Raw genomic sequence first — 25,141 nt, forward strand, 5'->3', positions numbered from 1 at the left:
ACCGTCGCGAGCGTCAATTTGATGCTCGCGACGGTCAAGAACGGGATTAGGCGGGTTCCAGCCAGATGGCCGACGACGGCGGCAACACCAGCACCGCTGACGCCGGGCGACCGTGCCACGGGTCGTCGGTAGCATCCACGCCGCCGAGGTTGCCGACTCCCGAGCCGTTGTAGACGGTCGCGTCGGTGTTGAGCACCTCTCGCCAGCGTCCGGCCTGCGGCAGGCCCAGCCGGTAGTTGCTGTGTTCAGCTCCTGCGAAGTTGAACACACACGCCAGCACCGAGCCGTCGCTGCCGTAGCGCAGAAAGCTCAGCACATTGTTGGCCGAGTCGTTGGCATCGATCCACGAATAACCCTCGGGTGTGGTGTCCCTGCTCCACAGCGCGGGGTGGCTGGAATAGATCCCGTTGATGTCGCGCACCAGTCGCAGCACACCGTTGGAGAATCCCTGCTCGTCGAGCTGCCACCAGTCCAGACCGCGTTCCTCCGACCACTCGGCGCGCTGGCCGAACTCCTGGCCCATGAACAGCAACTGTTTGCCGGGGTGGGCCCACTGGTAGGCCAGCAGACTGCGCAGCCCGGCCGCCTTGGCATGGTTGTCACCGGGCATCCGCCCCCACAGCGTGCCCTTGCCATGCACCACCTCGTCGTGGCTGAGCGGCAGCACGTAGTTCTCGCTGAATGCGTACAGCATCGAGAATGTCATCTCGTGGTGGTGGTAGGTGCGGTAAATCGGATCACGGCTGAAGTAGTCGAGCGTGTCGTGCATCCAGCCCATGTTCCACTTCATCGAAAAGCCAAGTCCGCCAAGGCTTGTTGGACGGGTGACACCCGGCCACGAGGTCGACTCCTCGGCGATGGTGACGATGCCTGGTGCGGCCTTGTGGGCGGTGGCGTTCATCTCCTGCAGGAACTGCACCGCCTCCAGGTTCTCCCGGCCGCCGTAGATGTTGGGGGTCCAGCCACCCTCGGGGCGCGAGTAGTCCAGGTACAACATCGATGCGACCGCATCGACCCGCAGACCGTCCATGTGGAATTCCTGCAGCCAGTATAAGGCGTTTGCTACCAGGAAGTTTCGCACCTCGGGCCGTCCGAAGTCGAATACGTAGGTGCCCCAGTCCAATTGCTCGCCACGCCGGGGGTCGGAGTGCTCGTAGAGCGGGGTTCCGTCGAAACGGCCCAGCGCCCAGGAGTCTTTCGGGAAGTGTGCCGGCACCCAGTCGACGATCACGCCGATTCCGGCCTGGTGCAGCGCGTCGACGAGCGTCCGGAACTCATCGGGGGTGCCGAAGCGGGACGAGGGCGCGTAGTACGACGTCACCTGGTAACCCCAGGACCCGCCGAAGGGATGCTCGGCGACCGGCAACAGCTCGACGTGTGTAAAGCCCTGCTGGACAACGTATTCCGTGAGCTGCGCGGCGAGCTCCCGGTAGCTGAGCCCGGGGCGCCACGAGCCGAGGTGGACCTCGTAGGTACTCATCGGTTCGAAGACGGGGTTGCGCTGCGCGCGCTGCTCCAGCCACTCCTGGTCGTTCCAGGTGTACTCGCTCACCGTCACCCGCGATGCGGTCTGCGGCGGCACCTCGGTGCCGAACGCGAACGGGTCGGCACGATCGGTGACGGCACCGTCGGCCCCGTGCACCCGGAATTTGTACAGACCATCGATCGGGAATTCGGGCCAGAACAATTCCCATACGCCGGAGGACCCCAGCACCCGCATCGGGGCGTCGGTTCCGGTCCAGCCGTTGAACTCACCAATCAGGCTGACGCCCTTGGCATTCGGAGCCCACACCGCGAAAGACACCCCGGTGACCACGCCGTCGGGTGTGGTGAACGTCCGGGGATGGGCGCCCAGCACCTCCCAGAGCCGCTCGTGGCGTCCCTCGGCGAACAGATGCAGGTCCACCTCCCCGAGGGTGGGCAGGAACCGGTACGCATCCGCGACGGTGTGGGGTTCGGACCCGTCGTACGTCACCTCCAGGCGGTAGTCGACGAGGTCGACGAACGGCAGAGAGACGGCGAACACGCCGGAATCGAGGTGCTCCAGGGGCAGCCTGTCCTCGCCGACGAGTGCCACGACACTGGTGGCGTGCGGACGGAAGGCCCGGATGACGGTGTGGTCGGCGTATTCGTGGGCGCCCAGAACGCCATGCGGGTTGTGATGAGTGCCCGCGATGAGGCTGGCCAGTTCGGCGGGGTCGGGCGCCAGATGTGTTTCGGCGAGTTCATCGGTGTGATTCACTTGCCCTCACCTCCTGCGTAGCAACGTGATTCGGGATTCCTCGGGTATGAGCGGCATGTTGATGACGTGGGCGACAGCGCGGCCCGGGTCGATGCGGATGTAATTGGATTGCCCCCATTGGTATTCCTCGCCGGTGATCTCGTCGCGCACCCAGAAGCGCTCGTAGGGCTCCATGCCCAGTGCCGCCATGTCCAGATGCAAGGTCGCTTCTTCGGGACCGAAAGCGTTCAGCGTCACCACCACCAGGACGCAGTCGCCGGTTTCCGCGTCGAACTTGCTGTAAGCCAGTAGCGCGTCGTTGTCCACGGTGTGGAAGTGGATGGTGCGCAGCTGCTGCAGAGCCGGGTGCAGCCGCCGGATCTCGTTGAGCCGGGTGATGAACGGCTCCAGTGACCGGCCTTCGGCCAGCGCGCCCGCGAAGTCGCGGGGACGCAATTCGTATTTCTCCGAGTCCAGGTATTCCTCGCTGCCTTCCCGCACCGCCCGGTGTTCGAACAGCTCGTAACCGGAATAGACCCCCCACGCCGGGCTCATCGTCGCCGCCAGCACCGCGCGGATGGCGAACATGCCCGGACCGTGATGCTGCAGCACCTCGTGCAGGATGTCCGGGGTGTTGACGAACAAGTTGGGGGTGCGGAAGTCAGCGAGTTTGGCGATGTCGTTTCCGAATTCCGTGAGCTCCCACTTCGCCGTGCGCCAGGTGAAGTAGCTGTAAGACTGCGTGAAGCCGAGCTTGGCCAGCCCGTACTGGCGCGCCGGCGGGGTGAACGCCTCGGACAGGAACAGCACGTCGGGGTCGACGGCTTTCACTTGACCGATCAGCCAGGCCCAGAAGTCCGGCGGCTTAGTGTGCGGATTGTCGACCCGAAACACTTTGACCCCGTGTTCAATCCAATGCCGCACGACGCGCAGCACCTCGTTGGAGAGCCCCGTGGGATCGTTGTCGAAGTTCAGTGGGTAGATGTCCTGGTACTTCTTCGGCGGGTTCTCCGCGTAAGCGATGGTGCCGTCGGGCAGTTCGGTGAACCAGTTGCGGTGGTCACGTGCCCACGGATGGTCCGGGGCGCACTGCAGCGCCAGGTCCAGCGCTACCTCCATCCCCAAATCTCTTGTGGTGGCGACGAAATCGTCGAAATCGTCGATCGTGCCCAGCGCGGGGTGGACGGCGTCGTGGCCCCCCTCGTCACTGCCGATCGCCCAGGGCGATCCCACGTCACCGGGAGCGGCGGTCGGATTGTTGTTGCGGCCCTTGCGATGCACCTTGCCGATCGGGTGAATCGGCGGCAGGTACACCACGTCGAAGCCCATCTCGGCGATCCGCGGAAGCGTCGCCGCGGCGGTGGCAAACGTGCCGTGCACCGGGTGACCATCGGCGTCCCAGCCGCCGGTCGAACGCGGGAACATCTCGTACCAGGAACCGAAGCGGGCCAGCGGCCGATCCACCCAGACGCCGTGCTGCTGGCCGCGGGTGACCAACTCCCGCAACGGGAACTGATCCAACAGGTCCTCGATCTCGGGTGCCAACGCCAACGCTGTGCGGGTCAACGGATCACCGGGCCTACGCAACGCGGCGGCGGCTTCGAGTAGCGGGTTGCGCTGCTGGCGCGGCACTCCGGTGGCGGCGCGCTCGAAAAGCGCGGCACCCACCAGCAGATCGTTGGAAAGTTCCTTTTCGCCCTGGCCCGCATCGAGTTTGGCGACCAGCCCATGACGCCAGGAATGAATCGGGTCACCCCACCCGTCTACCCGGAAAGTCCACAATCCCACCCTGTCTGGGGCGAATTGTCCGTGGAATACGAACGGCTCGAGGCCCATCGTCATCGGGAAGTGCCGCGGCTTCACCTTCTCGGCAACCTCGGCGCCCCCAGCCTGCTGCTCGGCGACCTGCACCGCCTTCATCCCGCGGCCATCGGCCACCTGCGGGTAGCGCGAACCGAGGTACCGCACCACCAGCGTCGCGGCCACGGCCTCGTGACCCTCGCGCCACACCGCGGCGCTGACCGGGATCACCTCACCCACGACCGCCTTGGCGGGGTACGTACCACACGAGACCACGGGTTGGACGTCGTCGATCTCGATACGACCGGGCACCAATCACTCCATTCGATTGCCCGGCTCCGCGCGGCCCGTCGTTGCGCCACATCGTCGCCGGGGCGTTTCGGGTTCATCACCCCAGCCGGCCGCACCGGTCGTCGTTGAGGTGTCGTTCGTCAGCTCGATGTCTGTCGCCTCTTTGCGCCCCATACCCACCCTAGTGTCCGGCTACACCGGCGAGTGCCGAAGCGCACTCGATAAGTGGTCGCTGTGTAACGCTGCACGCAGCCAAAACCGCACTAAGGTTGAGATGCGTGAAAGCCCTCCGTCGCTTTACCGTCCGCGCCCACCTTCCGGAACGCCTGGCCGCACTGGATCAGCTCTCCACGAACCTGCGTTGGTCGTGGGAGAAACCCACGCAGGACCTGTTCGCGACCATCGACCCCGACCTGTGGTCCAAGTGCGGCAAGGACCCTGTTGCGGTCCTCGGCGCGGTGAAACCGGCCCGGCTCGACGAGCTCGCGGCCGACGAAGAGTTCCTGCGCCGGCTCGATGAGCTCGCGGCCGACCTGAACGACTACCTGAGCCGCCCGCTGTGGTACCAGCAGCAGGAGGCCGCCGGCGTCCAGATGCCCACCGGAATCGCATACTTCTCGATGGAGTTCGGCGTTGCCGAAGTGCTGCCCAACTACTCCGGTGGCCTCGGAATCCTCGCCGGTGACCATCTGAAGGCGGCGTCGGACCTGGGATTGCCGCTGATCGCCGTCGGTCTGTACTACCGCTCGGGGTACTTCCGGCAGTCCCTGACCGCCGACGGCTGGCAGCAGGAGACCTATCCGTCGCTGGATCCGCAGGGGTTGCCGTTGCGCCTGCTCACCGACGCCACCGGCGATCCGGTGCTGGTGGAGCTGGCGCTGCCGGACTCCGCGCGGTTGCGGGCGCGGATCTGGGTCGCGCAGGTCGGTCGGGTGCCGCTGCTGCTGCTGGATTCCGACGTCCCGGAGAACGAGCACGACCTGCGCAGTGTCACCGACCGCCTCTATGGCGGCGACCAGGAACACCGCATCAAGCAGGAGATCCTGGCCGGCATCGGCGGAGTCCGGGCGATACGCGCCTTCACCGCCATCGAAGGGCGCCCGGCCCCCGAGGTGTTCCACATGAACGAGGGCCATGCGGGGTTCCTGGGCGCCGAGCGTATCCGGGAGCTGGTCACCGACTCAGGATTGGACTTCGACACCGCGCTGACGGTGGTGCGATCCAGCACGGTCTTCACCACTCACACCCCGGTACCCGCCGGCATCGACCGGTTCCCGGTGGAGATGGTGCAGCGGTACTTCGACGACGAAGGCGAGAGCGTGACCACGCTGCTGGCGGGCGTGCCGACTCAGCGCATCCTCGCCCTGGGCGCCGAGGACGACCCGACCAAGTTCAACATGGCCCATATGGGCCTGCGGTTGGCGCAGCGCGCCAACGGGGTGTCGCTGCTGCACGGCGAGGTCAGCCGGTCGATGTTCAACGAACTCTGGCCGGGTTTCGACCCCGGTGAGGTGCCGATCGGGTCGATCACCAACGGCGTGCATGCGCGTACCTGGGCCGCGCCGCAGTGGCTGCAGCTGGGGCGCGAGCTGGCCGGCTCGGACTCGTTCAGCGAGCCCGCCGTGTGGTTGCGGCTGCAGCAGGTCGACGCCGGGCATCTGTGGTGGATCCGGTCCCAGCTGCGCGAGCTGCTGGTCGAGGACGTCCGGGCCCGGCTGCGGCAGTCGTGGTTGGAGCGGGGCGCATCTGAGGCTGAATTAGGTTGGATCACAAAGGCTTTCGACCCGAATGTACTCACGGTCGGGTTCGCCCGGCGAGTCCCGACGTACAAGCGGCTGACCCTGATGCTGCGTGATCCCGGCCGGCTGGAACGGCTGTTACTTGACGAGGAACGGCCGATTCAGCTGATCGTCGCCGGCAAGTCGCACCCCGCCGACGACGGCGGCAAGGCGCTGATCCAGCAGGTGGTGCGGTTCGCCGACCGCCCGGAGGTGCGGCATCGCATCGCCTTCCTGCCCAACTACGACATGTCGATGGCGCGGTTGCTGTACTGGGGCTGCGACGTGTGGCTGAACAACCCGTTGCGCCCGCTGGAGGCGTGCGGCACGTCCGGCATGAAGAGCGCACTCAACGGCGGGCTGAACCTGTCCATCCGCGACGGCTGGTGGGACGAGTGGTACGACGGCGAAAACGGTTGGGAGATACCGTCCGCGGACGGTGTCGCCGATGAGGACCGGCGCGACGACCTGGAGGCGACGGCTCTCTACAACCTGCTGGAGCAGGCGGTGGCGCCGAAGTTCTACGAGCGCGACGAGCATGGTGTGCCGCCGCGCTGGATCGAGATGGTCCGCCACACCCTGCAGACCCTCGGTCCGAAGGTGCTGGCCTCCCGGATGGTCACCGATTACGTCGAGCGGTACTACACCCCGGCGGCGCAGTCGCGGCGCAACACCATCGCGGGCGGCACGTTCGAGCCGGCTCGCGAACTGACCGCCTACCGGCGGCGGGCCGAGGAGGCATGGCCGCACATCGTCATCACCGATGTCGACAGCACCGGGCTGCCCGATTCTCCGCTGCTCGGATCGAAGCTGACCCTGACCGCGACCGTGCAGTTGGCCGGGCTGGCACCCGACGAGGTGACGGTCGAGGCGGTGCTGGGCCGGGTCGACGGCGGTGACGAGCTGCTGGACCCGCTCACCGTCGAGATGACGTACACCGGCAGCGCCGAGGGGGGCAATCAGGTCTTCTCCACGACGACGCCGCTGCCGCTGGCGGGCGCGCTGGGTTACACGGTGCGGGTGTTGCCGCGGCATCCGATGCTGGCGGACAGCAATGAACTCGGCCTGGTCACGCTGGCCTAGTACGAGCGCGAGCAGACGCAAACTCGCACGATCTCAAGGAGATCCGTGCGAGTTTGCGTCTGCTCGCGCAGGGGAGTCGCGCAGGCGGCGCAGGGCGGCGCGGACCTGCTCGGTGTTGGTGGTCTGCCAGAACGGCGGCAACGACGCCCGCAGGTACTCCCCGTACCGGGCCGTCACCATCCGCGAGTCCAGCACCGCCACCACGCCGCGGTCGGTGACCCGACGCAGCAGCCGGCCCGAACCCTGCGCGAGCAACAGCGCCGCATGACTGGCCGACACAGCCATGAAGCCGTTGCCGCCGCGGGCGCCCACCGCGCGCTGACGCGCGCTCAGCAGCGGGTCATCGGGTCGGGGGAAGGGGATGCGGTCGATCAATACCAGCGACAGCGACGGCCCGGGGACGTCGACGCCCTGCCACAGCGACAGCGTTCCGAACAGCGAGGTCTCGGGGTCGTCGGCGAACTGCTCGACAAGCGCGGAGGTGCTGTCGTCGCCCTGACACAGCACCGGGGTGGACAACCGCTCGCGCATCGCCTCGGCCGCTGCCCGGGCCGCGCGCATCGACGAGAAAAGACCCAGCGTGCGCCCGCCCGCGGCGGTGATCAACTCCGTGATCTCGGTCAGCTGCTCGGCCGAGCCGGTGCCGTCGCGACCCGGCGGCGGCAGGTGCGCGGCGACGTAGAGGATGCCGGATTTGGCGTGACTGAACGGCGAGCCGACGTCAACACCCCGCCACGCCGTGTCCGCACCCGTCAGACCCCACGCCTGCGCCATCGCGTCGAAGGCCCCGCCGACCGTCAGGGTCGCCGACGTCAGCACCGTCGTGGCGCGCGAGAACACCTTGCCGGCCAGTAGTTCGGCCACCGACAGCGGTGCCACGCGGAGCACCGCGCGCGGCGTACCCCGGTTCTCTTCGTGATCCAGCCAGACGATGTCGGTGCGGTCGGGAATGGCCGGTCCGAACGAATCGAGGATCCGCGCCGCGGTATCGGAGATCTCGATCAACGCCGAGGCAGCTTCCGCGCGCGCCGCCGCCGCCCGCGCGTCGCTGGTGCTCTCGATCGCCGAACGGGCCGCATTGGCGGCATCGCGCAACGCGGCCAGGTACGTCGCCAACTCGTCGTCGAGGTGGTCGATGCGCCCGGGCTGGGCGTCGTGGATCGCGGAGGAGAAGGTGGCCGACGCCGCTTCCAGGCGATCGACCAGTTCCGGGCTCACCAGCCGGCCCAACCGCCGCGCGGCCACCCCCAGCGTGGCCGACGTCAGCTCGGCGGTGGCAACAGAGGTCACCCGGTCGGTCAGTTCATGGGCTTCATCGACCACCAGCAAGGAGTGCTCCGGCAACACCGCGGAGTCGGACACGGCGTCGATCGCCAGCAGCGCGTGGTTGGTGACGACGACATCAGCGGTTCCGGCCCGCGCCCGGGCTCGCTCGGAGAAACACTCCGCGCCGAACGAGCAGCGCGCGACCCCGATGCATTCGCGCGCCGAGACGCTGACCTGAGACCAGGACCGGTCCTGCACACCGGGCTTCAGGTCGTCCCGGTCACCGGTCTCGGTTTCGGCCGACCACTCGGTGAGCCGTTGGACGTCGCGGCCCAGCGCCGTGACCGCCATCGGGTTGAACAATTCCTCCTGCGGCCGGTCATCGGTATCGTCGCCCTTGCTACCGTTGTGGATCTTGTTCAGGCACAGATAGTTTCGGCGTCCCTTCAGCAACGCGAAGGTCGGCCGGCGCGGTAACGCACCCGCCAGCGAATCGGCTAGCCGGGGCAGGTCGCGGTCGACGAGTTGGCGCTGCAAAGCGATCGTTGCGGTGGACACCACGACCGGCTCGTCGTCGCTGACCGCCCGGACGATCGAGGGAACCAGGTACGCCAACGATTTGCCGGTGCCGGTGCCGGCCTGCACGACCAGGTGCTCACCTGTCTCGAAGGCCCGTGCCACCTCGGTGGCCATGTCCACTTGTCCGCGGCGTTCGCTGCCGCCGAGCGCGGCCACCGCGATCGCCAGCAACTCCGGCACAGACTCGGTCACGGCTCGGCCGGAATGGTCTGTGTCGGGATCGCCGGATCGCCGGGCGACAACGCCAGTCCCTCCCAGGGCAGGCTGCGCAGCCCCGACGCCACCAACTCCCGCGCCGCTGTGAGGTCGTTGTCCACCAGGACCTCACCGCCGCGGACGAGCTGCGTCGTCAGCACCCGGTGCGGATCCCGCGCCGAGGGTGGGCGCCCGAAAGGATGCACGACCTCTTCGGTGACGATGCCGGTGGGCCGGGACAGTCGCAGCGCCGCTTTGCGGCCGCCGTGCGACCCCTTCTGGCTGCTGCGCTTCTGCACCGCGATTCCGTCCACCTCCACCAGCTTGTAGACCATGCTTGCCGTCGGGGCACCCGAGCCGGTGACCAAGGAGGTACCCACGCCGTAGCTGTCCACCGGCGCTGCGAGCAACCCGGCGATCGAGAACTCGTCGAGATCGCTGGATAGCACGATCCGTGTGTTGGGGGCACCCAGCTCGTCGAGTTGGGCACGCACCTGATGAGCCAGCACCGCGAGGTCGCCGGAGTCGATCCGGACGGCACCCAGGCCCGGACCGGCGGCCGCCACGGCGTTGGCCACTCCCGTGGTCACGTCGTAAGTATCGACCAGCAGCGTGGTGTCCGGCCCCAGCGCTTCGACCTGCGCGCGGAACGCCGCCAGCTCATCGGGACCCTCAGCGGTGGTGTGCAGCATGGTGAACGCATGCGCGGCGGTGCCCACCGACGGCACACCGTAGCGCCGCTGCGCCTCGAGGTTGGATGTGCCGGCGAATCCGGCGATGTAGGCGGCTCGTGCGGCCGCCACCGCGGCCCGCTCGTGGGTGCGCCGGGAGCCCATCTCGATCACCGGGCGACCGCCGGCCGCGCTCACCATGCGTGCCGCCGCCGACGCGATCGCCGTGTCGTGGTTGAAGATCGACAGGATCAGGGTTTCGAGCAGCACGCACTCGGCGAAGCTGCCGTGCACCGACAGCACCGGCGAGTGTGGAAAGTACAGCTCGCCCTCGGCGTAGCCGTCGATGTCGCCGCGGAAGCGGAATTCCCGCAGATACTCCACCGTGTCAGCGTCGAGAAATTCAGCCAGCAAGGCACAGGCGGCGTCGTCGAACCTGAACTGCGGCAAGGTTTCCAGCAGCCGGCCGGTTCCGGCGACCACCCCGTAGCGCCGGCCCGCCGGAAGCCGCCGGGCGAACACCTCCCAGCTGGTGCGCCGGTGCGCGGTGCCGTCGCGCAGGGCCGCCGCCAGCATGGTCAACTCGTATTTGTCGGTCAGCAGCCCAGCAAGTACCGAGTCGTTCACATCGCAAAGGTATCGGCTGGCTGCAAAGTAAGCCTGGCTCGGTATCCTTAGCGCCATGGTTGTAGCGATCGCGCCGGCCAAGCCGGGCAGCACCGGGCAACGGGAATCCGCTCCGGTCGAAGCTACGACGAGTCCGTGGGTGACCATCGTCTGGGACGACCCGGTCAATCTGATGACCTACGTGACCTACGTGTTCCAGAAGTTGTTCGGTTACAGCGAGCCGCATGCCACCAAACTGATGCTGCAGGTGCACAACGAAGGAAAGGCCGTGGTGTCGTCGGGCAGTCGGGAGTCGATGGAGGTCGACGTGTCCAAGCTGCATGCCGCCGGGTTGTGGGCGACCATGCAGCAGGACCGCTGAGTTCTGATAGTGCGCAAATGGAAGCGCGTCGAAACCCGTAACGGACCCCGTTTCCGGTCGTCGCTGGCCCCGCATGAGGCGGCTCTGCTGCAGAACCTGGTGAGCGCGATGGTCGGCCTGCTCGACGAGCGGCAGGCCTCGTCGCCGTCGGACGAACTCGAGGAGATCACCGGGATCAAGACCGGGCACTCCGAGCGCCCGGCCGATGCGACACTCGGACGCCTGTTGCCCGACTTCTATCGCAACGACGAAGGCGATCCGTTGACTCTCGATGCGTCCGAAGCGCTGAACTCGGCGCTGCGCAGCCTGCACGAGCCGGAGATCATCGACGCCAAACGCGTTGCGGCCCAACAGTTGCTGGACACCCTGCCGGCCAATGGCGGCAGGTTCGAGCTGACGGAGGACAGCGCCAACGCCTGGATCTCGGCCGTCAACGATCTTCGGTTGACCCTGGGTGTCATGCTCGAGATCGGCCCGCAGGGCCCGGAGCGGTTGCCCGCCGACCATCCGTTGGCCGCGCACTTCGACGTCTATCAATGGCTGACGGTGTTGCAGGAGTACCTCGTGCTGGTGCTGATGGGCAAACCGGCCGGATGAGCTCCATCACCGACGTCGGCGGCATCCGCGTCGGCCACCACCACCGTCTGGACGCCGATGCGTCTCTGGGCTCCGGGTGGGCCTGCGGGGTCACCGTGGTGCTGCCGCCGCCTGGCACGGTGGGTGCGGTTGATTGCCGCGGGGGCGCACCGGGCACCCGGGAGACCGATCTGCTCGACCCTGTCAACAGCGTGCGCTACGTGGATGCGGTGTTGCTCGCCGGCGGCAGCGCGTTCGGGCTCGCCGCTGCTGACGGCGTCATGCGCTGGCTGGAGGAACAGCAGCGCGGCGTGGCCATGGGCGACGGCGTGGTGCCGATCGTGCCGGGCGCGGTGATCTTCGATCTGCCGGTCGGGGCCTGGAATTGCCGGCCCACGGCCGAGTTCGGCTACGCGGCGTGCGTGGCGGCCGACGCGTCCGGCGACGCGGCTGCGGTCGAAACCGGGACGGTCGGCGCCGGCGTCGGCGCACGGGCCGGAGTGCTCAAAGGCGGCGTGGGGACGGCGTCGGTCACTCTGCCGTCCGGAGTGACCGTCGGCGCGCTGGTCGTGGTCAACGCCGCCGGTGACGCCCTCGACCCGACCACCGGGTTGCCCTGGATGGCCGGGTTGACCGGTGAGTTCGGCCTTGCGGCACCACCATTCGAGCAGATTGAGGCGCTGGCGCAGTTGCCGTCCCCGCTGAGCGAGCTGAACACCACCATCGCTGTGGTGGCGACGGATGCGGCCCTCAGCCCTGCGGGGTGCCGTCGGGTCGCGATCGCCGCACACGACGGTCTGGCCCGGACGCTGCGGCCTGCCCACACTCCGCTGGACGGCGACACCGTGTTCGCACTGGCGACCGGCGCCGTCGAGGTGCCGCCTTCGGCCAACACCCCCGCCGCGCTGTCGCCCGAGACCGGTCTGCTCACCGTGGTGGGCGCAGCCGCGGCCGACTGCCTGGCCCGGGCCGTGCTCGACGGGGTGATCGCCGCCGAGTCGGTGGCTGCGATACCGGCATACCGGGATGTGTTGCCCGGCGCGTTCGGGAGCTGAAGGTGTTCCGGTGTTGGTGATCCGAGCCGACCTGGTCGAAGCGATCATCGCTCACGCCCGCCGTGATCACCCCGACGAAGCCTGCGGTCTGCTGGCCGGCCCGGACGGCTCGGATCGGCCGGAGCGGCACATCCCCATGGCCAACGCCGAACGCTCGCCGAGCTTCTATCGATTCGACTCCGGCGAGCAACTCAGGGTGTGGCGGGCTCTGGAGCGTGCGCACGAGGTGCCCGTCGTCATCTACCACTCCCACCCGGGCACCGAGGCCTATCCGAGTCGCATGGATATCGACCTAGCGGCCGAACCGGACGCGCACTATGTGTTGGTGTCCACCCGCGATCCGCACCGGAGCGAGGTGCGCAGCTACCGCATTGTCAACGGTGTCGTGAGCGAGGAACCTGTTGACATCGTCGAGCAGTACTGACCGCACGCCACAGAAAGGCCAGCATGACCGTCACCGTGTCCATCCCGACCATCCTGCGACCCCACACCGGTGGCGAGAAGCGCGTCTCTGCGAGCGGAGACACGCTGGGCGCGGTCATCAACGATCTGGAAGCCAACTACTCGGGAATCTCCGATCGGCTCATCGATAACGGCCGGCTGCACCGGTTCGTGAACATCTACGTCAACGACGAGGATGTCCGGTTCTCCGGCGGCTTGGACACCGCGGTCGCCGACGGTGACTCGGTCACCATCCTGCCGGCGGTCGCGGGCGGGTAGTGGCGTGCTGTACCGGTAACCTGGACGTTTGGGGTAGGCGATGAGGAGGAGCGGATGAACAAGCGCGCCCCGGCAACCCAACCGGACAAGAAGCCGGGCTGGGTGATCGGCGCGACGACGATCATCACCTTCGTCGCGCTGCTGTACGTCGTCGAGCTGATCGATCAGCTCAGCGGAGGCCGGCTGGACCGCAACGGCATCCGGCCACTGACCACCGACGGCCTGTGGGGCATCGTCTTCGCCCCGGTGTTGCACGCCAATTGGCAACATCTGATCGCCAACACCGTCCCGATGCTGGTGCTGGGTTTCCTGATGACGCTGGCCGGACTGTCCCGGTTTGTGTGGGCCACCGCGATCATCTGGATTTTGGGTGGGTTCGGGACCTGGCTGATCGGCAACGTGGGTAGCAGTTGCGGTCCGACCGACCACATCGGCGCCTCCGGACTGATCTTCGGCTGGCTCGCCTTCTTGTTGGTGTTCGGCATATTCGTCCGCCATGTCTGGGACATCATCATCGGCCTGGTGGTGCTGTTCGTGTACGGCGGCGTGCTACTCGGTGCGCTGCCCGTCCTCGGTGTGTGCGGGGGTGTGTCCTGGCAGGGCCACTTGTGCGGTGCGATCGCCGGCGTGGTGGCCGCGTATATGTTGTCGGCCCCCGAACGCAAGGCCCGCGAGCGGAAGAGGTCTCTCCGCTCGCCGCACCCGAAGTCATGAGTTCGCCGCTGGCTCCCATCGGAGTCTTCGATTCCGGTGTCGGTGGGCTCACGGTCGCGCGGGCGATCATCGACCAACTGCCCGACGAGGACATCATCTACGTCGGCGACACCGGCAACGGCCCCTACGGGCCGCTGGCCATACCCGAGATTCGCGCGCATGCGCTGGCCATCGGCGACGACCTGGTCAGCCGCGGCGTCAAGGCCCTGGTGATCGCGTGCAACTCCGCCTCGGCGGCCTGCCTGCGGGATGCGCGCGAACGGTACGACGTGCCGGTCGTCGAGGTGATCCTGCCGGCGGTCCGACGCGCGGTCGCCGCCACCCGCAACGGCCGCATCGGGGTGATCGGCACGCGGGCAACCATCACCTCCCACGCCTACCAGGACGCCTTCGCCGCCGCCCGCGACACCGAGATCACCGCCGTGGCCTGCCCCCGTTTCGTCGACTTTGTCGAGCGAGGCGTTACCAGCGGACGGCAGGTGCTCGGCCTGGCCGAGGGTTATCTGGAGCCGCTGCAGCGCGCCGAGGTCGACACACTGGTGCTGGGCTGCACCCACTACCCGTTGCTGTCCGGACTGATCCAGCTCGTGATGGGGGAGGACGTCACCCTGGTCTCCAGCGCCGAGGAGACCGCCAAGCAGGTGGTCCGCGTCCTCACCGAACTCGACCTGCTGCGCCCTCATGAGGGCCCGCCGGCCACCCGGGTGTTCGAGGCCACCGGCGACCCCGAGGCGTTCACCAAACTCGCGTCCCGATTCCTCGGCCCCGCGGTGGTCGGCGTCGAACCCGCTCGGCAGACTCCCGTCTCGTGAAAAAGCCGATGAATCTGACGGCCCAATGCGGCGATGTTTTCCCCATCGTGGTAACGGGCATGGCACAGTGGTGTCCGTGCGACTAACCGTGCTCGGATGCTCCGGCAGCGTCGTGGGTCCGGATTCGCCCGCGTCGGGTTATCTACTTCGGGCACCGGACACTCCACCGCTTGTTATCGACTTCGGCGGCGGTGTGCTGGGCGCGCTGCAGAGACATGCCGATCCCGGGTCGGTTCATGTGTTGCTGTCGCATCTGCACGCGGACCACTGCCTGGATGTGCCGGGTCTGTTCGTCTGGCGGCGGTACCACCCCACGGCCAAGCCGAACGGCAAGGCGTTGCTGTACGGGCCGAGCGACACCTGGTCGCGGCTGGGCGCGGCCTCCTCTCCCTACGGCGGCGAAATCGACGATTGCTCGGACATCTTCGATGTGCGCCACTGGGTCGACGGCGAGGCGGTGAACATCGGCGCCCTGAGCGTGCTGCCCCGGGTCGTCGCGCATCCCACGGAGTCGTTCGGACTGCGTTTCACCGATCCGAGTGGGGCCTCGCTTGTCTACAGCGGGGACACCGGTGAGTGCGACCAACTCGTGGAACTGGCCCGGGGCGCTGACGTCTTCCTGTGTGAGGCCTCGTGGACGCACTCGCCAAAGCATCCGCCCGCCCTGCATCTGTCCGGCACCGAAGCCGGGCGGGCCGCCGCGGCGGCAGGCGTGCGGGAGTTGCTGTTGACTCACATTCCGCCCTGGACCTCCCGCGAGGACGTCATCAGCGAGGCCAAGGCTGAGTTCGACGGGCCTGTGCACGCGGTCGTGCCCGGCGAGACCATCGAAGTCCGGCGGGCCGGCTGAGGTTGCTACTCATTGCGCGGTGACCGTGCGATTTGCGGCGCGTCGCCGCGGTGACCGCACGCCGAAAGCAGTGCCCGCACACTCAATGCCGTCCGTGCGCCCAAGACGCCCGGCGATAGGGTGGACCTCGTGTCCAAAAGAGAAGACGGCCGCCTCGACGACGAGCTTCGCCCGGTAACCATCACCCGCGGTTTCACCGACCACCCGGCGGGCTCGGTGCTGATCGAGTTCGGCGGCACGAAGGTCATGTGCACCGCCAGTGTCACCGAAGGGGTGCCGCGCTGGCGCAAGGGATCCGGCCTGGGCTGGCTCACCGCGGAGTACGCGATGTTGCCGTCAGCCACTCACACCCGATCGGACCGGGAATCGGTCAAGGGCCGCGTCGGCGGGCGCACACAGGAGATCAGCCGGTTGGTCGGCCGGTCGCTGCGGGCGTGCATCGACCTGGCCGCCCTCGGCGAGAACACCATCGCCGTCGACTGCGACGTGTTGCAGGCCGACGGCGGTACCCGGACGGCGGCCATCACCGGCGCCTACGTCGCGCTGGCCGACGCCGTCACATACCTGTCGGCGGCCGGCAAGCTCTCTGACCCCCGGCCGCTGTCGTGTGCGATCGCGGCGGTGAGCGTCGGCGTCGTCGACGGGCGGGTCCGCGTCGATCTGCCCTATGAGGAGGACTCCCGCGCCGAGGTCGACATGAACGTCGTCGCCACCGACACCGGCACGCTGGTAGAGGTGCAGGGCACCGGCGAGGGCGCGACTTTCCCGCGCTCGACCTTGGACAAGCTGCTCGACATGGCGTTGGGCGCGTGTGACAAATTGTTCGCCGCCCAGCGTGAGGCGTTGGCGCTGCCGTACCCCGGCGTGCTGCCCGAGGGGCCGAAGTCGCCGAAGGCGTTCGGAAGCTGAGCGTGCTCTTGGTGGCCAGCCGCAACCGCAAGAAGCTGGCTGAGTTGCAACGGGTGCTCGACGCCGCGGGACTGTCCGGGGTCACTCTGCTGTCGCTGGATGACGTGCCGCCGTTCGACGAGGCGCCCGAGACGGGTGCGACATTTGAGGACAACGCACTCGCCAAGGCGCGTGATGCGTTCTCCGCCACCGGATTGCCGAGCGTCGCCGACGACTCCGGGCTGCAGGTCGCCGCGTTGAACGGCATGCCCGGCGTGCTGTCCGCGCGCTGGTCGGGTAGCCACGGCGACGACGCCGCCAACACCGCACTGTTGTTGGCGCAGATGCGCGACGTGCCGGACGAGCGGCGCGGCGCGGCGTTCGTCTCGGCCTGCGCGCTGGTCTCCGATGGGCATGAGGTGGTCGTGCGCGGCGAGTGGCCCGGGACGATCGCCCACGAGCCGCGCGGAGACGGCGGATTCGGCTACGACCCGGTGTTTCTGCCCGCCGACGCCGACGGCCGGACGGCCGCGCAACTCAGCCCAGCGGAGAAAGACGCGGTGTCCCATCGCGGCCGCGCACTGGCCTTGTTGTTGCCGGCGCTGCGGGCGCTGTAAGTCAGACCGGGAAGTTGGCCTTGACCTCTTTGGTCTGCCGGTGTTCGACGATGATGCCGAGCAATGGAATGGTGCCGGCGAGCAGCACGCCGATGGTCTTGCCGATCGGCCACCGGACCTTGATCGCGAGGTTGAACGCGGCCAGCACGTAAACGAAGTAGACCCAGCCGTGCACGACTTCGATCCACCGGATCTCGTGGTGGTAGACCAGGTGCGAGACGACCTCGCCGCACAGCACAATCAGCCAGATTCCAGTCGTCCACGCCATCACCCGATAAGCCAGCAACGCCGTGCGGATCTTTTCGGCGGGGAACGCCGAAGCGCTGCGCTCGGGCGTCTCGGGGGTGCTCATGCGGTCGTCCTTTTCTGCTGTGCAGCATCGTCTTTGGCGAGTTCGGCCAGGTAGGCGTTGTACTCGCGCAGTGCGGGATCAGCGGGCTGTTGCGGTTCGGGTTTCGGGCGTTCGGGAAGCAGGCCGGGCGGAATCTCGGTGGCGGTGTCCCGCGGAGCGGGCGGCGCGTCTTCGTAGCGAACGAACTTACGGTACGCATAGACGCAGAACGCGGCGAACATCGGCCACTGCAGCGCGTAGCCGAGATTCTGGTAGCCGCCCGACACCGATTGGAACCGAGTCCACTGCCACCAGCCCAGTGCCAGGCAGCCGCATGCCGCAAAGACGACCAGGACAATCAACGCGGGTCGGCGGCGCCTCGTACGGACCGGGGTGGACACCCTACGACGGTACCGCGTGGGGATACGGCGTCGTCCAACGTGAGCTGAGGGCGGCGAATTCGCCGATTCTCCGCCCAGGTTTCACGCTCGGCGTCCGCAACGGCTCGGCTCAAGCCGAGCGGTACGATCGAGCAACGCAGCGGGCGTGGCGAAATGGCAGACGCGATGGCTTTAGGTGCCATTGCTCGAAAGAGCGTGTGGGTTCGAGTCCCTCCGCCCGCACTCAGCCCCTGAGCACTTCGCTCATTTCAGCGAACAAGTGTTTATCGAACGCCCGGATCGGGAAGTTTGATAGTTACCGTGCTTCAACCGTCTCACGGAAGCCTCTGACGCCACCGGGGAGAACTATGGGTTCGACACTTCGCAGTGTCTTGCAGTGGAGTAAAGCGCCGGCCGAAGGTGTTCAAACAGCATCGACGCCCTGGGCGAACGTCGCGCGCGGGCTGGCCGCCCGAGCGACCACGCCGCTGTTGCCCGATGACTACCTGAAGTTTCTCAACCCCCTCTGGTCCGCGCGCGAGCTTCGTGGGCTGATTGTGGGTGTACAACCGGAAACTGAAGACTCGGCCACTGTCACGATCAAACCGGGGTGGGGATTCTCCGGGGACTACAAAGCCGGTCAGTACGTCGGCATCGGTCTGCGGATCGACGGCCGCTGGCACTGGCGTTCTTACTCGTTGACCTCGGTTCCCCGGCGGGACAACAAGCACATCACCATCACCGTCAAGGCCACTCCCGAGGGATTCCTGTCCACCCACCTGGTGGAGGGCGTCAAACCGGGCACCATCGTGCGGCTCGCGGCTCCCAAGGGGGATTTCGCGTTGCCCGAACCGCCGCCGGAAAAGATTCTCTTCATCACCGCCGGCAGCGGTATCACGCCGGTGATGGCCATGCTGCGGACCTTTCAGTCACGCGGGCAGCAGGCCGATATCGTCCATATCCACTCAGCGCCCAGCGAAGCCGACGTGATCTTCCGCGAAGAGCTGCGTGAACTGGAGAATTCCCAGCCGGGTTACCGACTTCATCTGCAGCTCACCGGAACTGATGGTCACCTCGAGTTCGGGAAGCTGGCCGACATCGCCGCGGACTGGAAAGAGCGACCGGCCTGGGTCTGCGGCCCATCGGCTCTACTGGATGACGCTGAAAAGCTGTGGGAGAAAGCCGATCTCAGCGACCAACTGCACATGGAGCGCTTCACGATCGCCGCCACCGACAAAGGCGGCGAAGGCGGAACGGTCACCTTCTCGGTCTCCGACAAAACGATCGAAATCGATGGTGCCACCTCGCTGCTGGACGCGGGGGAGAAGGTCGGCATCCAGATGCCCTTCGGGTGCCGGATGGGTATCTGCCAAACCTGCGTGCTGCCACTGGAAGCCGGGCATGTCCGCGACTTCCGGTCGGGAACCGAGCACCGCGAAGGCGACCGCATTCAGACCTGCATTTCCACCGCGTCCGGCGACTGCACGCTCAAAATCTGAAGGAGTAACAGATGGCCATCACCGACATCAAGGAATACGCCCACCTGACCGCCGAGGACGTAGAACAACTCGCGCAAGAGTTGGACGCGATCCGTGCCGAAGTCGAGGAGTCCCGCGGCGAACGCGACGCCCGCTATATCCGTCGCTCCATTCAGCTGCAGCGTGCGCTCGCCGCCGGTGGCCGAATTGCGTTGTTCGCCAGTAAAAACAGGTTCGCCTGGCTGGCCGGAACCGGGATGCTCGGCATGGCCAAGATCATCGAGAACATGGAACTCGGCCACAACATCACTCACGGGCAGTGGGACTGGATGAACGACCCGGAGATCCATTCCACCGAGTGGGAGTGGGACACCACCTGCCCGAGCGTGCAGTGGAAGCACTCGCACAACTTCGTCCACCACAAGTACACCAACGTCGTCGATCTCGACGCCGACGTCGGCTACGGCATCATGCGGGTGACTCGCGACGAACCCTGGGAGCCCTACTATCTGGGCAACCCGATCTACAACATTCTGCTGGGCACGCTGTTCGAGTGGGGCGTCGCGTTGCACCACATCGAGTCGAAGAAGCTCCGGAAGAAGGAGAAGACCTGGGCGGAGGCGCGCAAGGATCTGCGCGTGATCGGCACGAAGGTTGCCAAGCAGGCCGGCAAGGATTACGTGGTGTTCCCGGCGTTGACGGGCCGCAATTGGAAGCAGACCATGAAGGCCAATTTCGTGGCTAACCTGATCCGCAACTACTGGTCCTACATGGTGATCTTCTGTGGTCACTTCCCCGACGGCGCAGAGAAGTTCACGGTCGAGGAGTTCGAGAACGAGACGCCGGGGGAGTGGTATCTGCGCCAGATGCTGGGATCGGCCAACTTCAACGCCGGACCGGTGATGGCGTTCATCAGCGGCAACCTGTGCTACCAGATCGAGCACCACTTGTTCCCGGACCTGCCCAGCAACCGTTATGCCGAGATCTCGGTTCGAGTCCGTGAGCTGTGCGAGAAGTACGACCTGCCCTATACGACGGGATCCCTTGGCCGCCAGTACTTTCAGTCGTTCTGGACGATTCTGAAGCTGGCGCTGCCGGACAGCATGCTCAAGGCGACATCCGACGACGCCCCGGAGACACGCTCGGAGTTGAAGTTTCGCGTGCGCGCCGGCCTGAAGGAGAGCTTCATCGATCCCGAGACAGGCCGGCGCCGCGGTTTGCGCACCGCTCTGCGCGAATTGCGTTCGACTGCAGCCTAACCGGTGCCCCGGCCGGTTTTCTGCTGCAGCTCGTCGATCAGCGCGGACGCCTGAGCCTTGGTCAGGTCGTCGGGCACGTCAGCGCCGGCCTCCTGGGCCAGAGTCTGCACATAACTGCGTTGGGGGCCTGTCATCGGTTCATCGCCGGTCACCCAGTCCGCGGGGTCCTTCTCCGGATTCTCCTGCGGGGCCTGTAGTGCTTCGTTGTTGGTCATTGCTGTCACCTCCGCACCCCGGATAGCCATCGCACAAACTTTCGAAACCTGCGGATCTGGGGTGAATGGATACGATCGGGGTCTGCGTAATGCCCTTGGACCTGACGGGAGATCACGTGTCGATTGCACAACGCGAACGGGCCGCGCTGGTGGAGACCATTCGTGCCGCGGGGCCCGAGGCGCCGACGCTCTGCGAAGGGTGGAAAACCCGCGACCTGGCAGCTCATCTGGTGGTCAGAGAGTACCGCCCAGACGCAGCCCCGGGCATACTCATTCCCTTCTTCGCCAAACACACCGAGAAGGTCCAGAATGAGGTCGCTGAGCACACCGGGTGGGACGAGCTGGTGGGCAAGGTCGCATCCGGTCCGCCTGCCTACTCGCCGTTCAAAGTGCTCGACCCGCTGATCAATGTGGCGGAGATGTTCATCCACCACGAGGATGTCCGTCGCGCCGCCGCGAGCTGGGAGCCTCGCGCCCTCGAGCCTGCTCTGAAGAGCAGGCTGGCCCGGACCGTGCCGCTGATGGGCCGGCTCACCCTGGCCAAAGTGCCGGGAAGGGTTGCGCTGCGCACCGCCGAAGGTAAGACGCTGCTGACTGCGGGTAGCGGACCGGCCGTCACGGTCACCGGTGAGCCCGAAGAACTGCTGCTGTTCGCGGTGGGCCGGGCAGCCCGGGTTGACTTCGACGGTGACGAGTCGGCGGTGCGGGCCGTCCAGGAAGCGCCTAAAGGCTTCTAGGCTGCGAGGTACGGAAGCCGATGCCGTATGCCTTACAGTCACCTACGTAGCTCGTAACCAGGCTGGAGGCGTGTGGTGAGTGCCCTGTTGTCGATCCCGCGGTACCCCGCCGACGTGACCCCGCAGTGGTTGTCGACGGTGCTCAGTCGCCGCGGCACGCCGGTGGAGGTTGCCGGCGCAGAAGTGGTGGCGATCGGGACCGGGCAAACCGGGGCCACCTACCGGGTGGCGGCCACCTACGGTTCGGACCCCGGCGGTCTCCCCGAAACGTTCGTGATCAAGTTGCCGGCACAGGATGACGCCGTGCGAGATCGGGTGGTCTTCGGTTACCGCAGCGAATGCTCGTTCTACAACTCCGTGGCCGACCGGGTGCGGGTGCCGGTACCGAAGTGCTATTACTGCGAGATCACCGATGATGCAATGGAATACGCACTGCTGCTGGCTGACCAGGCACCAGCGGTACAGGGTGATCAGATCGCGGGTTGCGGTGAGCAGGAGGCGCGGTTGGCGGTGACCGCGTTGGCCGGTCTGCACGGACCGACCTGGTGTGATCCGGAGTGGCTGGACCTGCCCGGCATCGCATTCGGGCGCCCCGACCAGGACTCGGCCAAGGGGCTCGGTGACGTGGCTCAGCTGAGCGCGGACATCACGCTCGAGAAACTGGGCGACCGGATGACTGAGCAGGATCGTGAAACATTCCGTGCCACAATGCGTGTGGTGACGCCGTGGTTACTGTCCGAGCATGACCGGTATGCCTTGCTGCACGGTGATTACCGCCTGGACAACCTGTTGTTCGATCCCGATCGCACCCGGGTGAGCGTCGTCGACTGGCAGACGCTCGGTATCGGGCTCCCGGCCCGGGATCTGGCGTATTTCACGGCCACCAGCCTCGATTCGCGACTTCGCGCGGACATCGAGCAGGGCCTGGTCGACGATTATCACCAAGGGCTGCTGAGCCATGGCGTCACCGGGTATGACCGTGACACCTGCTGGCGTGACTATCGCTTGGGAGTTGTTCAGGCGCCACTGATCTCGGCGCTGGGGTTCGCGTTCGCGTCCTCAACCGACCGCGGCGACGACATGGTGCTGACCATGCTCACCCGCGGGTGTCGGGCGATCCGGGATCTGGGGACCCTGGACCTGATCGGTTGATCACCCGCTCGGGAGAAGTACCACCATCTTCTCCACCTGCTTGCGCGTGAGCACCACTGTCGACCCGTCGGGCAGACCCAGGATCCGGTCCGTCGCAACGCCATACAGCTTCAGGCGCTTGACCGCTTCGTCGATGGCGTTACGCCGAGCGCGCGCGTCCGGCGCGTTCACGACGCGAACGACGTGCGTGTCCATGCTGGCGGCGAACCCCTGAATCATGTCACCGACCCCCTTCGGGTCGAAGGTGTCGAACACCCCCCCCTCGGCGATGAGTCGGTAAGGGCCGGCCGAGAGCCCGCCACGCCGAAACCGACCTGCGTTCCAGGGTGCGGGAGCTACGCCGACGCGGCCTGGCGTGGGCGAAAATCGGTGCAGCGTTGGGCATCAACCGGCAGTCGACGTGGGAGCGATACTCCGGGCAGGAGTAGCTCTTTATCGCTGTGCCGCCTTGATGAGGTTGGACCCGATGATCAGTTGCTGAATCTCGCTGGTGCCCTCGTAAAGTCGCAGCAGTCGCACATCGCGATAGATGCGTTCGACGGGAACCCCGCGCATGTAGCCACTGCCCCCGTGTACCTGTACCGCGAGATCGGCTACCTTCCCGGCCATCTCGGTGCAGAACAACTTGGCCGCCGACGGCGCGATGCGCCGGTCGGAATTGTCGACCCACTGCCGCGCTGTGTCGCGGACCAGTGCACGGCCGGCCAGCACGCCGGTCTGCTGCTCGGCCAGCATTGCCTGCACCAGCTGAAAGTTGCCGATCGGTGTGCCGCCCTGGGTTGCGGTCGCGGCGTAGGCCACAGATTCGTCGAGTGCGCGTTGCGCCGCGCCCACCGCGATTGCGGCGATGTGAACCCGTCCGCGCGCCAGGGAGGTCATGGCCGCGCGGTAGCCGATGTCTTCATTGCCGCCGATGAGCGCGGTGTCGTCGACGCGTACTTCGTTGAAGCTGACGTCGGACGTCCACGCACCTTCCTGGCCCATCTTGGCGTCCTTGACCCCGACCTCCACGCCGGGCGCATGGGCCGGGACCAGGAACACGGCAATGCCGGAACCTTTGTCGTCGGCGGGCCGGGTGCGGGCGAAGACGATGAACAGGTCGGCGACGGGGGCATTCGTGATGAACCGCTTCTGCCCGTCGATGACCCAGTCCTGTTGGTCACGAACGGCTTTCGTCTTCAGGCCGGCCGGGTTGGAGCCGGCGCCGGGTTCGGTCAGGGCGAAGGAGGCGACGGTGTCACCGGACGCGATCGACTCCAACCACCGACCCTTCTGTTCGTCGGTGCCGAAGCCGACCAGGACCTGGCCTGCGATGCCGTTGTTGGTGCCGAACATCGACCGCAGCGCCAACGAGGTGTACCCCAGTTCCATCGCCATCTCGACGTCCTGCACCAGGTTGAGACCGAGCCCGCCGAACTCCTGCGGGATCGCGTAGCCGAAGAGGCCCATTTTTTTAGCCTGGTCACGCAGATCGTCGGGCACCCGATCCTCGTCGAGGATCTCCTGCTCACGCGGGACGACGGCGGTGCGGATGAAGTGGCGGGTCTGCGCCAGGATTTCCTGAAAATCCTCGTCAGAGACTTCGGGGACCGCTGAAGTCATGTGAGGCAGCTCCTTCTGGCAAGATTGGCACTGGCAAGGCAATATCATATATGAAATACGATATTGGCTCAGGAGTGCCCGGCTGCGGGCCACGACGAAGGGGTGCACGGGTGTCGTTGTTGGACGGTCAGACCGCGGTGATCACGGGGGCAGCGCAAGGGCTGGGACTCGCGATCGCCGAAAGATTCGTCGCAGAGGGCGCCCGGGTGGTGCTCGGCGATGTCAACCTGGAGGCAACTCAGGCGGCGGCCGACAAGCTCGGTGGCGATGATGTGGCCGCTGCAGTGCGGTGCGATGTGACGAAAGCCGATGAGGTGCAATCGCTGCTGGACACCGCCCTCTCGCGATTCGGCGGCCTGGACATCATGGTCAACAACGCCGGGATCACCCGTGACGCGACCATGCGCAAGATGACCGAGGAGCAGTTCGACCAGGTCATCAACGTGCACCTCAAGGGGACGTGGAACGGAACCCGGCTGGCCGCCGCGATCATGCGGGAGAACAAGCGCGGTGCCATCATCAACATGTCTTCGGTGTCGGGCAAGGTCGGAATGGTTGGCCAGACCAATTATTCGGCTGCGAAGGCCGGGATCGTCGGGATGACGAAAGCCGCCGCCAAAGAGCTTGCCTACCTGGGTGTCCGAGTGAACGCGATCGCCCCCGGGTTGATCCGCTCGGCGATGACGGAGGCCATGCCGCAGCGCATCTGGGACTCGAAAGTCGCTGAGGTCCCGATGGGCCGCGCGGGTGAGCCCAGCGAAGTGGCAAGTGTCGCTCTGTTTCTGGCCTCGGACCTGTCCTCGTACATGACCGGCACGGTCATGGAGATCACCGGGGGCCGGCACCTGTGACGAGCGGCGCCGCTGGTGGCGCGAGCAGACGC

At 66.6% G+C, this 25,141-nt stretch carries 25 protein-coding genes and 1 tRNA gene; 17 read left to right on the forward strand and 9 right to left on the reverse strand.

Annotated elements, in window-relative coordinates; genetic code table 11:
* Positions 1–46 precede the first annotated feature (46 nt).
* Positions 47–2,242: a 1,4-alpha-glucan branching protein GlgB gene (gene glgB / locus ACNQS7_RS28410; RefSeq protein ID WP_418015157.1), complete on the reverse strand. Its 2,196-nt coding sequence runs from the start codon at positions 2,240–2,242 to the stop codon at positions 47–49.
* A gap of 6 nt (positions 2,243–2,248) precedes the next feature.
* Positions 2,249–4,333 carry an alpha-1,4-glucan--maltose-1-phosphate maltosyltransferase gene (locus ACNQS7_RS28415; protein ID WP_418015158.1) on the reverse strand — a complete coding sequence of 695 codons (2,085 nt, stop codon included), beginning with the start codon at positions 4,331–4,333 and terminating at the stop codon, positions 2,249–2,251.
* Positions 4,334–4,590: 257 nt separating this feature from the next.
* On the opposite strand from ACNQS7_RS28415, the gene ACNQS7_RS28420 reads away from it, so the two are divergent.
* Complete coding sequence (locus ACNQS7_RS28420; protein ID WP_418015159.1) at positions 4,591–7,173, forward strand: glycosyltransferase family 1 protein; 2,583 nt, start codon at positions 4,591–4,593, stop codon at positions 7,171–7,173.
* 33 nt (positions 7,174–7,206) lie between these two features.
* Here ACNQS7_RS28420 and ACNQS7_RS28425 read toward each other — a convergent pair whose 3' ends face one another.
* Together ACNQS7_RS28425 and ACNQS7_RS28430 are read right to left on the reverse strand one after the other, a co-directional pair.
* The gene (locus ACNQS7_RS28425; protein WP_418016188.1) at positions 7,207–9,198 is read right to left on the reverse strand and encodes an ATP-dependent DNA helicase; all 1,992 of its coding nucleotides are present in this window, start codon (positions 9,196–9,198) and stop codon (positions 7,207–7,209) included.
* An 8-nt stretch (positions 9,199–9,206) separates the two neighbouring features.
* The gene (locus ACNQS7_RS28430) at positions 9,207–10,511 is read right to left on the reverse strand and encodes a nicotinate phosphoribosyltransferase (protein ID WP_418015160.1); all 1,305 of its coding nucleotides are present in this window, start codon (positions 10,509–10,511) and stop codon (positions 9,207–9,209) included.
* Positions 10,512–10,566: 55 nt separating this feature from the next.
* On the opposite strand from ACNQS7_RS28430, the gene clpS reads away from it, so the two are divergent.
* The 10 genes from clpS (at position 10,567) to rdgB (ending at position 17,104) form a co-directional block, all read left to right on the forward strand.
* The gene (gene clpS / locus ACNQS7_RS28435) at positions 10,567–10,872 is read left to right on the forward strand and encodes an ATP-dependent Clp protease adapter ClpS (RefSeq protein WP_055579620.1); all 306 of its coding nucleotides are present in this window, start codon (positions 10,567–10,569) and stop codon (positions 10,870–10,872) included.
* A gap of 9 nt (positions 10,873–10,881) precedes the next feature.
* Complete coding sequence (locus ACNQS7_RS28440) at positions 10,882–11,469, forward strand: DUF2017 domain-containing protein (RefSeq protein ID WP_055579621.1); 588 nt, start codon at positions 10,882–10,884, stop codon at positions 11,467–11,469.
* Entirely contained in the window at positions 11,466–12,503 is a 1,038-nt protein-coding gene (locus ACNQS7_RS28445) for a P1 family peptidase (protein WP_418015161.1), read from the forward strand. The genes ACNQS7_RS28440 and ACNQS7_RS28445 overlap by 4 nt, the downstream gene beginning before the upstream one ends.
* A complete protein-coding gene (locus ACNQS7_RS28450; RefSeq protein WP_418015162.1) occupies positions 12,475–12,927 on the forward strand; it encodes a Mov34/MPN/PAD-1 family protein in 453 nt (150 codons plus the stop codon). Before ACNQS7_RS28445 ends, ACNQS7_RS28450 begins: the two co-directional genes overlap by 29 nt.
* 23 nt (positions 12,928–12,950) lie before the next feature.
* Positions 12,951–13,223, forward strand: coding sequence for a MoaD/ThiS family protein (locus ACNQS7_RS28455; protein WP_055579624.1), 273 nt, complete (start codon positions 12,951–12,953; stop codon positions 13,221–13,223).
* Positions 13,224–13,277: 54 nt separating this feature from the next.
* Complete coding sequence (locus ACNQS7_RS28460) at positions 13,278–13,937, forward strand: rhomboid family intramembrane serine protease (RefSeq protein ID WP_418015163.1); 660 nt, start codon at positions 13,278–13,280, stop codon at positions 13,935–13,937.
* Positions 13,934–14,749, forward strand: coding sequence for a glutamate racemase (murI, locus tag ACNQS7_RS28465; RefSeq protein WP_055579626.1), 816 nt, complete (start codon positions 13,934–13,936; stop codon positions 14,747–14,749). The genes ACNQS7_RS28460 and murI overlap by 4 nt, the downstream gene beginning before the upstream one ends.
* A 70-nt stretch (positions 14,750–14,819) precedes the next feature.
* Positions 14,820–15,599 (forward strand): cyclic nucleotide-degrading phosphodiesterase, encoded by a 780-nt coding sequence (locus ACNQS7_RS28470; protein ID WP_055579657.1) that lies wholly within the window; start codon positions 14,820–14,822, stop codon positions 15,597–15,599.
* 129 nt (positions 15,600–15,728) lie between these two features.
* Complete coding sequence (gene rph / locus ACNQS7_RS28475) at positions 15,729–16,508, forward strand: ribonuclease PH (RefSeq protein WP_055579658.1); 780 nt, start codon at positions 15,729–15,731, stop codon at positions 16,506–16,508.
* Complete coding sequence (rdgB, locus tag ACNQS7_RS28480; protein ID WP_418016189.1) at positions 16,505–17,104, forward strand: RdgB/HAM1 family non-canonical purine NTP pyrophosphatase; 600 nt, start codon at positions 16,505–16,507, stop codon at positions 17,102–17,104. Before rph ends, rdgB begins: the two co-directional genes overlap by 4 nt.
* Before the next feature lies 1 nt (position 17,105).
* Here the strand turns inward: rdgB and ACNQS7_RS28485 are convergent, their stop codons facing one another.
* Together ACNQS7_RS28485 and ACNQS7_RS28490 are read right to left on the reverse strand one after the other, a co-directional pair.
* Complete coding sequence (locus tag ACNQS7_RS28485; RefSeq protein ID WP_055579628.1) at positions 17,106–17,456, reverse strand: DUF3817 domain-containing protein; 351 nt, start codon at positions 17,454–17,456, stop codon at positions 17,106–17,108.
* Positions 17,453–17,836 carry a hypothetical protein gene (locus ACNQS7_RS28490; RefSeq protein WP_418015164.1) on the reverse strand — a complete coding sequence of 128 codons (384 nt, stop codon included), beginning with the start codon at positions 17,834–17,836 and terminating at the stop codon, positions 17,453–17,455. Before ACNQS7_RS28490 ends, ACNQS7_RS28485 begins: the two co-directional genes overlap by 4 nt.
* A 139-nt stretch (positions 17,837–17,975) precedes the next feature.
* Here ACNQS7_RS28490 and ACNQS7_RS28495 point away from each other — a divergent pair.
* The 3 genes from ACNQS7_RS28495 (at position 17,976) to ACNQS7_RS28505 (ending at position 20,552) form a co-directional block, all read left to right on the forward strand.
* A tRNA-Leu gene (locus tag ACNQS7_RS28495) sits at positions 17,976–18,058 on the forward strand.
* Positions 18,059–18,183: 125 nt separating this feature from the next.
* Positions 18,184–19,314, forward strand: a complete 1,131-nt coding sequence (locus ACNQS7_RS28500; RefSeq protein WP_418016190.1) for a ferredoxin reductase — start codon at positions 18,184–18,186, stop codon at positions 19,312–19,314.
* 11 nt (positions 19,315–19,325) lie between these two features.
* Positions 19,326–20,552, forward strand: a complete 1,227-nt coding sequence (locus ACNQS7_RS28505; RefSeq protein WP_418015165.1) for a fatty acid desaturase family protein — start codon at positions 19,326–19,328, stop codon at positions 20,550–20,552.
* Here ACNQS7_RS28505 and ACNQS7_RS28510 read toward each other — a convergent pair.
* On the reverse strand, positions 20,549–20,767 hold the full coding sequence (locus ACNQS7_RS28510) for a DUF3072 domain-containing protein (RefSeq protein ID WP_055579659.1): 219 nt from the start codon (positions 20,765–20,767) through the stop codon (positions 20,549–20,551). The genes ACNQS7_RS28505 and ACNQS7_RS28510 overlap by 4 nt on opposite strands.
* A gap of 116 nt (positions 20,768–20,883) precedes the next feature.
* Here ACNQS7_RS28510 and ACNQS7_RS28515 point away from each other — a divergent pair, with 116 nt between their 5' ends.
* Complete coding sequence (locus ACNQS7_RS28515; RefSeq protein WP_418015166.1) at positions 20,884–21,504, forward strand: TIGR03085 family metal-binding protein; 621 nt, start codon at positions 20,884–20,886, stop codon at positions 21,502–21,504.
* An 84-nt stretch (positions 21,505–21,588) separates the two neighbouring features.
* Positions 21,589–22,656, forward strand: coding sequence for a phosphotransferase family protein (locus ACNQS7_RS28520; RefSeq protein ID WP_418016191.1), 1,068 nt, complete (start codon positions 21,589–21,591; stop codon positions 22,654–22,656).
* Here ACNQS7_RS28520 and ACNQS7_RS28525 read toward each other — a convergent pair whose 3' ends face one another.
* Together ACNQS7_RS28525 and ACNQS7_RS28530 are read right to left on the reverse strand one after the other, a co-directional pair.
* Complete coding sequence (locus ACNQS7_RS28525; RefSeq protein WP_418015167.1) at positions 22,657–22,911, reverse strand: hypothetical protein; 255 nt, start codon at positions 22,909–22,911, stop codon at positions 22,657–22,659.
* 177 nt (positions 22,912–23,088) lie between these two features.
* Complete coding sequence (locus tag ACNQS7_RS28530; RefSeq protein WP_418015168.1) at positions 23,089–24,258, reverse strand: acyl-CoA dehydrogenase family protein; 1,170 nt, start codon at positions 24,256–24,258, stop codon at positions 23,089–23,091.
* Between the two features lie 50 nt (positions 24,259–24,308).
* Here ACNQS7_RS28530 and fabG point away from each other — a divergent pair, with 50 nt between their 5' ends.
* On the forward strand, positions 24,309–25,109 hold the full coding sequence (gene fabG / locus ACNQS7_RS28535) for a 3-oxoacyl-ACP reductase FabG (protein ID WP_418015169.1): 801 nt from the start codon (positions 24,309–24,311) through the stop codon (positions 25,107–25,109).
* The last annotated feature ends 32 nt before the right edge of the window (positions 25,110–25,141 follow it).

Source organism: Mycobacterium sp. 23, from assembly GCF_048287075.1.
In the GTDB taxonomy this organism is placed as follows: domain Bacteria; phylum Actinomycetota; class Actinomycetes; order Mycobacteriales; family Mycobacteriaceae; genus Mycobacterium; species Mycobacterium gordonae_B.

What these genes read in the sequence shown, in the direction of transcription:
- clpS (WP_055579620.1), top strand. Translation starts at nt 10,567, where the DNA reads ATGGTTGTAGCGATCGCGCCGGCCAAGCCGGGCAGCACCGGGCAACGG.
- ACNQS7_RS28445 (WP_418015161.1), top strand. Translation starts at nt 11,466, where the DNA reads ATGAGCTCCATCACCGACGTCGGCGGCATCCGCGTCGGCCACCACCAC.
- ACNQS7_RS28450 (WP_418015162.1), top strand. Translation starts at nt 12,475, where the DNA reads ATGTGTTGCCCGGCGCGTTCGGGAGCTGAAGGTGTTCCGGTGTTGGTG.
- ACNQS7_RS28455 (WP_055579624.1), top strand. Translation starts at nt 12,951, where the DNA reads ATGACCGTCACCGTGTCCATCCCGACCATCCTGCGACCCCACACCGGT.
- ACNQS7_RS28460 (WP_418015163.1), top strand. Translation starts at nt 13,278, where the DNA reads ATGAACAAGCGCGCCCCGGCAACCCAACCGGACAAGAAGCCGGGCTGG.
- murI (WP_055579626.1), top strand. Translation starts at nt 13,934, where the DNA reads ATGAGTTCGCCGCTGGCTCCCATCGGAGTCTTCGATTCCGGTGTCGGT.
- ACNQS7_RS28485 (WP_055579628.1), bottom strand. Translation starts at nt 17,456, where the DNA reads ATGAGCACCCCCGAGACGCCCGAGCGCAGCGCTTCGGCGTTCCCCGCC.
- ACNQS7_RS28500 (WP_418016190.1), top strand. Translation starts at nt 18,184, where the DNA reads ATGGGTTCGACACTTCGCAGTGTCTTGCAGTGGAGTAAAGCGCCGGCC.
- ACNQS7_RS28505 (WP_418015165.1), top strand. Translation starts at nt 19,326, where the DNA reads ATGGCCATCACCGACATCAAGGAATACGCCCACCTGACCGCCGAGGAC.
- ACNQS7_RS28510 (WP_055579659.1), bottom strand. Translation starts at nt 20,767, where the DNA reads ATGACCAACAACGAAGCACTACAGGCCCCGCAGGAGAATCCGGAGAAG.
- ACNQS7_RS28530 (WP_418015168.1), bottom strand. Translation starts at nt 24,258, where the DNA reads ATGACTTCAGCGGTCCCCGAAGTCTCTGACGAGGATTTTCAGGAAATC.
- fabG (WP_418015169.1), top strand. Translation starts at nt 24,309, where the DNA reads ATGAAATACGATATTGGCTCAGGAGTGCCCGGCTGCGGGCCACGACGA.